7 protein-coding genes are annotated in these 7,470 nt (G+C 42.3%); 2 read left to right on the top strand and 5 right to left on the bottom strand.

The window, feature by feature from the left end; genetic code table 11:
* Nucleotides 1–423: 423 nt before the first annotated feature.
* From AZH43_RS16765 to ftsY, 4 genes are all read right to left on the bottom strand, one after another.
* On the bottom strand, nt 424–1,038 hold the full coding sequence (locus tag AZH43_RS16765) for a DUF2057 family protein (protein ID WP_067672210.1): 615 nt from the start codon (nt 1,036–1,038) through the stop codon (nt 424–426).
* Between the two features lie 179 nt (nt 1,039–1,217).
* Nucleotides 1,218–1,811 (bottom strand): nitroreductase family protein, encoded by a 594-nt coding sequence (locus AZH43_RS16760; RefSeq protein ID WP_067672207.1) that lies wholly within the window; start codon nt 1,809–1,811, stop codon nt 1,218–1,220.
* A 198-nt stretch (nt 1,812–2,009) separates the two neighbouring features.
* Nucleotides 2,010–2,696, bottom strand: coding sequence for a nitroreductase family protein (locus tag AZH43_RS16755; protein WP_067672205.1), 687 nt, complete (start codon nt 2,694–2,696; stop codon nt 2,010–2,012).
* A gap of 198 nt (nt 2,697–2,894) precedes the next feature.
* On the bottom strand, nt 2,895–4,001 hold the full coding sequence (ftsY, locus tag AZH43_RS16750) for a signal recognition particle-docking protein FtsY (protein WP_067672202.1): 1,107 nt from the start codon (nt 3,999–4,001) through the stop codon (nt 2,895–2,897).
* A 256-nt stretch (nt 4,002–4,257) separates the two neighbouring features.
* On the opposite strand from ftsY, the gene AZH43_RS16745 reads away from it, so the two are divergent.
* Nucleotides 4,258–5,568 (top strand): M16 family metallopeptidase, encoded by a 1,311-nt coding sequence (locus tag AZH43_RS16745; protein WP_227509840.1) that lies wholly within the window; start codon nt 4,258–4,260, stop codon nt 5,566–5,568.
* An 11-nt stretch (nt 5,569–5,579) separates the two neighbouring features.
* The gene (locus tag AZH43_RS16740; protein WP_067672228.1) at nt 5,580–7,172 is read left to right on the top strand and encodes a M16 family metallopeptidase; all 1,593 of its coding nucleotides are present in this window, start codon (nt 5,580–5,582) and stop codon (nt 7,170–7,172) included.
* Here the strand turns inward: AZH43_RS16740 and AZH43_RS16735 are convergent.
* Nucleotides 7,096–7,431, bottom strand: a complete 336-nt coding sequence (locus tag AZH43_RS16735; protein WP_067672199.1) for a hypothetical protein — start codon at nt 7,429–7,431, stop codon at nt 7,096–7,098. The two genes, AZH43_RS16740 and AZH43_RS16735, sit on opposite strands and share 77 nt — an antisense overlap.
* Nucleotides 7,432–7,470: the final 39 nt, after the last annotated feature.

Below are 7,470 nucleotides of genomic sequence, written 5' to 3'. Positions count from 1 at the left end.
ATATTTCTCAAATAAACTTCGAGTAATTTCTACCATCAATCAATGAAAATAATTTCGATCGATCAACCAGTAAAAATCCACACAAGTTGTTCTTCATAATCTCTTAATGATCTTCTTAATACCTCGTCAGTATTAAGAACAACACTTGAAATCAGCAACTCTACGTCGCGCTTTCCGTGTTGATGTGGGCTATTCTATACATAAAAAATACTAGCGCAACCCTTTTCCTCATTAATTTTAGAAAAGACCGCTCTAATGTTTATTTTTTAGCCTAAAAGAGTATTTCTAGCTTAAATCAGTCTATTTTTCTAGTCTTTTTACACTTTCTCACACTTATGATTGCAGGCTTTTTCTCTCCCTCATATAAAAAAGCCAGCAGAAGCTGGCTCATTAAGGGTGCACATTACAAAGTTAACAGTTATATCAGTTTGATTGCTCTGCGACCCAAGCCATAAATTCCTGGCGCTCAGCCTTAGAGGACTGCTGCCATAAGTGAATCAGCGGCTGCTCTTGATTCCCTGAAGCAGATACTGACTGAATAGCGGCAGTTTGGTTGACTACTGCCTTATCATTAGTCAAATCATCAGATTGATTATTAAAGAGCGCATCACTGAACCAATTTTTTTGTTCTGACTTAGTGCCCGCCTGCTGTACAAGCAGTTTATTTTCCTTGTTATATAGCCCAAAAATAGGCTGATCCTTATATTTTTGCGCTTCATCAAAATCTTGTGGCGCGTGAATCAGTGCCAATCGATAGGTTTCACCATCTACTAGTGCAGGTGTTTTTAATGCAACAATGCCTGATTTGAGAATATCATGCGAATTATCAGCATGCTGAAAATACCCAGAATAACGCACATTGATAGTATTTTCTCCAGCTTTAATTTTGTATTGGCTTTTTGCTAATAGGCCGCTGCTGACTTCTTGATCATTGACAGCGACAATTTTAATTTCTTCTGGAACTTTTACTGTAACTGCAGAAAATGCAGTGCTGCTGATCACCAATGCTGAAATTATTGCAGTAAATCTTAAAGGCATATACGCCACTCATTCATTTCCAAGTTTCATGCATACTGCTATGCATGAATGACACTTTGATGACAGCGGGGATTTAGAATAATTTTTTACATCAATCAATCTGTTTTAAATCGCATAGTATTAAAAAGAGCGCCTAAGCGCCCTTGTTAAATTTGTACAGTAATTTTGAAACATTCTAATCAATTAAAGCTTTTAAAACGCTCATGGTTTTCTATAAACGTTTTTTCACCCGCTGGCGCTTCAATTGAACCAAATACCAATTGAGCACGTAACTTCCAGCTGGCTGGAATATCAAAAGCGGCCGCAACCTCATCATCGATAATAGGATTATAGTGCTGTAAAGATGCACCAATATCATGTTCTGCCAGCGCGGTCCAAACTGCAAATTGAGCTATTCCCGTAGAATGTTCAGACCACACAGGAAAATTATCAGCATACAAGGCGAACTGCTCCTGCAATGCTTTTACTGTATCTTGATCTTCGTAAAAAAGTGCCGTTCCAAAACCTGCCTCAAAGCTGCTGATTTTTGCATCGGTATTTGCAAATGCCTCTGCAGGCACAATTTTACGTAAAGCCTCACGAACAATATTCCAAAATTTTGTATGCGATGCGCCATATAGCGTGACAACACGCGACGTTTGCGAGTTGAATGCAGAAGGGCTATGGCGCACAGCATCTTGAATTATTTGCTCTATTGCACTCTGTTCTTGCGCAATATTTTTGCCGATTGCATAAATGGTACGGCGCTGCTTTATTTGATCTAGAAATGACATATTAAAACCTCGTTCTTGTTTTCAGCTGCTTTCATCTGATGAATTTATCATATGCTAAACCTTTAACAATCACATGACTAAAACTATGACATTGTGTCTTATATATAGAACAGCTGGCAGAAGATTACAGCGCAAGCCATAAAAACCCAATATTAAGAGCCAGCGCCAACTAACTCGTTTCAATTTTTTTATTTGTATTTACGCATAAACACGGAATTTGTCATAATCTTCCTGTTCTTCTTTTTCTGCCGCCTTCTCTTCAATTGACCCAAAGACCAGTTGCGCCCACATTAACCAATGCGGCGAAATACTGTAATGATCGGCTACTGCAATATCAATCACTGGGTTATAGTGCTGCAAAGAAGCCCCCATTCCAGAATCAGCCAACGCAGTCCATACTGCAAATTGCGCCATGCCTGAGGTTTGTTCTGACCAAACGGGGAAATCAGCGGCACTGATCGGCATTTTTTTCTGCAGCTGCTGAATAACCTCCTGATCCTCATAAAACAGTACGGTGCCAAATGCATTCGCGCACTGATCGATTTTCATTGCCACACTTTCAAAAATAGCATTCGGTACATTACGTTTCTGTACTTCCTTTGCGATATTCCAAAACTGCTGGTGGGATTCCCCAAACAGCACAGCAATTCGGGTACTCTGCGCGTTAAACGCAGATGGACAGCTCCGTACTGATTCCTGAATAAGTTCTGCAATATATGCTTGGCTGAAATGAACCTTTTTCCCCAATTTATAAATGCTTCGTCTTTTTTTAAGCTGATCGACAAATGTTATTTCAGTTAGCCCCTCAGTTTGCTTCTTTTTAAATTTAAAATCTTTTGTCAAATCTGCAGTCAGCACATGACCTATTTTATTTAATAATTCCATCACGATCCCCAGATATCTAAAATTAATAAACAACTCATTATTTTCTTTATTCTAATAAAGTTATCAGTCAGTTAATTCGCTTATCTCCCTCTTATGATGCTTTTTAAATCAAACAGTTATAACTAAAAACAAAAAACTCCGCACTTGGCGGAGTTTGTGTGATTTATCACACATTATTCTAATTTACAGCCATTGCTGCTATTTTTCAGTTTCAAACAATGCTGCAACAAATGATTTTGCAGAAAATGGGCGTAAATCGTCAATTTTTTCGCCAACGCCAATAAAGCGAATCGGCACGTGTGTACGGCTAGCAATATTAAACAAGACCCCGCCTTTAGCAGTACCGTCCAGCTTGGTAATGGTAATCCCTGTTAAACCGACCGCTTCATCAAACATTTCCACCTGATTAATTGCGTTTTGCCCCGTACCTGCATCGACCACCAGCATCACTTCATGCGGAGCAGTCGCATCAATTTTCTGCATCACCCGTTTAACTTTAGTCAATTCCTGCATTAAGTTACTCTTATTGTGCAGCCGGCCTGCAGTATCGGCAATCAGCACATCCACACCTTTAGCGCGCGCACTTTCAAATGCATCAAAAATGACTGAAGCACTGTCTGCACCGTGGCCTTGAGAAACAACAGCGATATTATTGCGCTCGCCCCAAATTTGCAGCTGTTCTGTCGCGGCTGCACGGAATGTATCACCCGCAGCCAGCATGACCTTTTTGCCTTCGCCCTGCAAACGCTTGGCCAATTTGCCAATAGTCGTGGTTTTACCGACACCGTTTACACCGACAACTAAAATTACATACGGATTTTTATTTGGATCGATATGCAAAGGCTTTACACGCGGTGCAAGCAATGCCACCAATTCTTCCTGAAGCGCCTTATACAAAGAGTGCGAATAAATCAAATCACCGCGTTCAGTACGCTCAGTTAAATTTGCAATAATCGTTTTGGTGGCTTCCACACCAATATCAGCAACCAAAAGCTGCTCTTCAACTTCTTCCAGCAACTCATCATCAATTTCTTTACCGCCGATCAGGATATTCACCATGCCGTCCGTAAAGTTTTTGCGGGTCTTCGTTAGGCCTTCTTTCATACGGCCAAAGAAACCGCCTTTAGACTGCATATCTTCCTGCTGCGGTATTTCTGATGCTACAGGCTCAGAAACAGAAGCGTGTTCTTCTGGAGTCTCGATGATTGGCACATTTACCGCAGGTAAACTCGGTAATGTGACATCATCATCTCCGATATCAGCATCAATCAAAAAATTATTCTGCCCATTAGATTGCTGTTGCATGCCGAATCCTTGAAAAGCATTGCGTTAAAAAAGCTGATTCTAGCATAAGTTCTTTATTTTTGAGCTTTTCAGCACGGCTTGAACCCCAACACACCAAAAAACAACAACCTGAACTTGCGTTCAAATTACAGATTCTAAAGAATAGAATGAAATCATGAGCTTTATTTGGGATTCCATGTCCAAAAATATAATCTGCAGCACACATTTTAGTTTTTTTAATTTTCAGATTTTATCTGCCGGTTTTCTCAGCTTATGCATGCTGAGTTCTAATTTACATGCAGATACACGCGGTCAGTTAGCTCGAACCACGTTTGAAACCACCTTGAAAAATGGATTAAAAGTCATTATTCGAGAAGACCACCGCTCACCTATGGTGATGACGCAAATTTGGTACAAAGTGGGCAGCAGTGACGAATCCGGAAATCTGCTCGGTATTTCTCACGCTCTTGAGCACATGATGTTCAAAGGCACCAACAAAGTGCCCAAAGATGAATTCACCCGCCTCAGCCGGATTTACGGCGGCAGCATCAATGCAGCCACTTTCACCAATTACACCAATTATTACCAGCTTTACCCCAAAACCTATTTCCCAATGGCGCTTGAGCTTGAAGCGGACCGCATGAGCAATCTGCTGCTGCGCCAGCAGGACTTCGAGCCTGAAATGAAAGTCGTCATGGAAGAGCGTCGGCTGCGTACCGATGACAGCCCCCGTGCTTTAGCCTTCGAACGCTTCAAATGGATTGCCTATCCAACCAGCCATTACCGGCAACCCGTGATTGGACACATGAAAAACCTGCAGAACATTCAGCTGGATGATCTAAAAACATGGTACAGAGAATGGTATACGCCTAATAATGCTGTCTTAGTGATTGTGGGCGATGTTGAATCAGAAGCAGCCATCCGTCAGGTTCAAAAATATTTCGGAGATATTGCCGCCAAAAAAATACCGCCCCGCAATGATGTTCTGGAGTTTGAACGCATAGGCTACCGGCATATGGAAATTGAATCCGCAGTGCAAGTGCCGAATTTATACATGGCATGGAATGTCCGTTCGCTGGCCACCGCAAAAGACCCTCAAGATGCTTATGCGCTGAATATTATCCGCAGCATCTTAGACAGCGGCATTTCATCCCGCCTTCAAGACCGCTTAGTCCGCGACAAAAAACTGCTGACTGCCATCAGCGCATCTTATGACCCGTATAACCGCGGTGACAGTTTATTCTCTATTTCAGCTTTGCCTGCCGACGGCACGTCTCTTCAAGATGCTCAAAAAGCCATTCAGACCGAAATTGATCTGCTTAAGAATGAACTGGTTGATCCTGCTGAAGTCTCGCGTATCTCCACCCGATTTATTTCCAGCTTAATTTACAGTCAGGATGATATTACTGGTCAGGCAAAAATGATTGGCAATTTAGAAGTCAACGGCTTGAGTTACCGCTTAATGGATGAGCTTCCAAAACATTATGAAAATGTCAGCCCTCAAGATATCCAGCGTGTCGCAAATGCTTACTTTATCAAAGACAACCTAAGCACTTTATATCTGACCCCTGAAAATAAAGCCAAATAATGGACAGCCTCATGCACCATAAAACCGCCATCATTTTTATCGCCATGTTTGCCTGTTCATCTGCAATTTTTGCCGAACAGACAGACAGCTATTTAAATACCGAACCGGATATTAATGACAATCCAAGCCAGCTGCAGTCCATTCCTGTCCTGCAAAGCCTGCATAATCTGAAACAGCTGGAAACGCATGCGCCTTATGTTCATGACTTAAAAAACCGCTATAAGGTACGCACCTTATTTGTCGAATCTCAAGATTTGCCCATGGTGGATATACAATTGACCTTCAATGCAGGTTCAGCACGGGATTTAGAAGTCGGCAAAGGGCTATACGGTCTTTCCAATATGGCAGCAGGCCTGATGGATGAAGGTACTGAGAGATTTACTGCCAACCAAATCGCCAGCGCTTTTGAACAAAGCGGCGCGCAGTTCCGCATTCAATCTTATCGCGACATGTTTATTGTCAAGCTAAGAGTGCTATCAGACCCTCAAAAACTTGAACCGGCGCTGGCCATGATGATGGAGGTGCTCAGCAATGCCACTTTTAAAAACAGCAGCATCAATATGTCACGCAGCAACTCGCAAATAGGACAAAAACAGCTGCAGGAAAACCCCAGCCGCTTAATGGGCATTCGATTTTATCGTGAAATTTATGGGCAGCACCCTTATGCAGAGCCCATAACGGGCACCAACGGCAGTCTCAAAAAAATTACGCCTGAATACCTCAAGCAATTCCGGGATAAGTTTATTGTGGCGCAAAATATGAATATCGCCATTACCGGAAAACTGTCTACTAAAGAAGCGCTGAAACTTTCTGAACGCATTGCGGGCAATTTAAGACAGGGTGAAAAAGCGCAGGATCTGCCAAATCCTGCAATCAAAAAGACACTGAATATTGTACATATGCCTTACAGTTCCACACAGGCGCATGTGATGTTTGGACAACTGGGAACTACAAGAAATGATCCTGACCGTTTAGCGCTGGAAATTGGCAACAAAATATTTGGCGGCGGCGGATTCAATTCTGTACTCATGCAAGAACTTCGGGTAAAGCGCGGTTATGTCTATGGCGCTTACAGCGCATTCAGCTTCAGCCAGTCTCCCGGGACATTCAGCTTTAGCTATTCAACACGCCAAGACCAGCTGATAGACAGCATTCGTGTCGCGCATAAAGCACTGACAGATTTTGTACAGCAGCCAATAGACCGTAAACAGCTTGAAGAGGTTAAAGCCGGCATGCTGCGCGCTTATCCAAACAACTACAGCAGCAACAGCTCAATCAACTCACAGCTGGGCTTGCTGGGCTTTTATCATCACTCCGCAGACTATTTAGATCAATACCCTAAACTGCTGGAGAAAATTACTGCTGAAGATGTACAGAATGCAATCCGCAGGCAATTGCATCCAGATCAAATGACATTGATTGTCGTGAGCAAAGAGCTGAATAAAATAGAATTAAATGACATCCTGCAGGGCAATTTAACTCCTAAAGAAAACATCCCTGCTGGCGAACCCAAGTCAACACTTCCGCCTAAGGCTGCTCCAGCACCTGTGCCGGAAGCTGATGGGCCCGTTCTGTCTCAGCATGATAGGCATGCATCAACTTAAGATATTGCCCCATTTTTATTTCCCGCTGCTGGCTAAGCGCCAAAGCTGAGTTTTGAGATTCCGGACAGTTTTGCTGTTCAGAAATTTTAAGTACATTATGAAATTTTTCGACCGAAATTGGACGGTTTAAGGCCAGTAAACCCAAAACAAGAATCAGCAGGATGATGAAACTGATAAATATGTTATAGACCTGCTCCAGCCGTATTTTTGATTTAAATTGAAGAATACTTTTAAAAATGCGCTTTAAGTCAATAGCCATACACTACCTCGAATTCAAAGTAGTGTATGGCTGCGCTTC

The organism is Acinetobacter pragensis (assembly GCF_001605895.1).
Taxonomy (GTDB): domain Bacteria; phylum Pseudomonadota; class Gammaproteobacteria; order Pseudomonadales; family Moraxellaceae; genus Acinetobacter; species Acinetobacter pragensis.
Note: the sequence above shows the minus strand (reverse complement) of the source record. Positions and strands in the feature narration are given on the sequence as shown.

Excerpts from the sequence above, each read along its gene's own strand:
- AZH43_RS16760 (WP_067672207.1), bottom strand. The coding sequence starts at position 1,811 with ATGTCATTTCTAGATCAAATAAAGCAGCGCCGTACCATTTATGCAATC.
- AZH43_RS16735 (WP_067672199.1), bottom strand. The coding sequence starts at position 7,431 with ATGGCTATTGACTTAAAGCGCATTTTTAAAAGTATTCTTCAATTTAAA.
- AZH43_RS16740 (WP_067672228.1), top strand. The coding sequence starts at position 5,580 with ATGCACCATAAAACCGCCATCATTTTTATCGCCATGTTTGCCTGTTCA.
- ftsY (WP_067672202.1), bottom strand. The coding sequence starts at position 4,001 with ATGCAACAGCAATCTAATGGGCAGAATAATTTTTTGATTGATGCTGAT.
- AZH43_RS16745 (WP_227509840.1), top strand. The coding sequence starts at position 4,258 with ATGCTGAGTTCTAATTTACATGCAGATACACGCGGTCAGTTAGCTCGA.
- AZH43_RS16755 (WP_067672205.1), bottom strand. The coding sequence starts at position 2,696 with ATGGAATTATTAAATAAAATAGGTCATGTGCTGACTGCAGATTTGACA.
- AZH43_RS16765 (WP_067672210.1), bottom strand. The coding sequence starts at position 1,038 with ATGCCTTTAAGATTTACTGCAATAATTTCAGCATTGGTGATCAGCAGC.